This window comes from Streptomyces chiangmaiensis, from assembly GCF_036281785.1.
Classification (GTDB): Bacteria; Actinomycetota; Actinomycetes; order Streptomycetales; family Streptomycetaceae; genus Streptomyces; species Streptomyces chiangmaiensis.
Genome location: NZ_JAYWVC010000750.1, coordinates 1 through 553, shown reverse-complemented (window position 1 = coordinate 553; position 553 = coordinate 1). Strand labels below are relative to the sequence as shown.

Sequence of the window (553 nt, the reverse complement as noted above, 5' to 3'; positions counted from 1 at the left end):
ATGACCGCGCATCACGGACTTGGCCCACTTGCGGCCGGTGTCCTCACGCTGCCTCGCGATCTTCTTGTGCAGCTTCGCGGCCTGTGTCTGCGCTGTCCGGTAGCCCTTCGAAGCGGGCTGTCCCTTGGGGGGCCGTCTGCGGGCCATCATCCGCTGATACTTCGCCAGCCGCTGCGCGGCTTTGCGGCCGTGTTCGGCGTGGGGGAGGTCGTAGGCGTCATCGGTGGTGGTGGCCGTCTCGGCAACCCCCCAGTCCACCCCGAGGACACGGCCGGTCGCCGGCAGCGGCTCAACTGGGGCCGGGACAACAAACGACGCGTACCAGTGCCCGAGACTGTCCTGGTACACGCGCACGCTGGAGGCATCCGCGGGCAGGTCCCGCGACCACACCACGCTCACCACGATGCCGCCGGCCAGATGCAGACGCCCGTCTTTGAGGCGGAAGCCGCGCCGGGCGTAGTTCAGGCTCGGCCGCGCCTTGCGCTTCTTCTTCCAGCGGGGCATCCCGGCCCGGCGGTGTATCGGCAACCGGTCCTTGATGACTTTGAGGGCC

The 553-nt window shown here is 69.1% G+C and carries 1 protein-coding gene; it reads right to left on the bottom strand.

The window, feature by feature from the left end; translation table 11 throughout:
* Positions 1-553: RNA-guided endonuclease InsQ/TnpB family protein (locus VXC91_RS46750; protein ID WP_329513387.1), on the bottom strand; the 553-nt coding region annotated here is incomplete at both ends.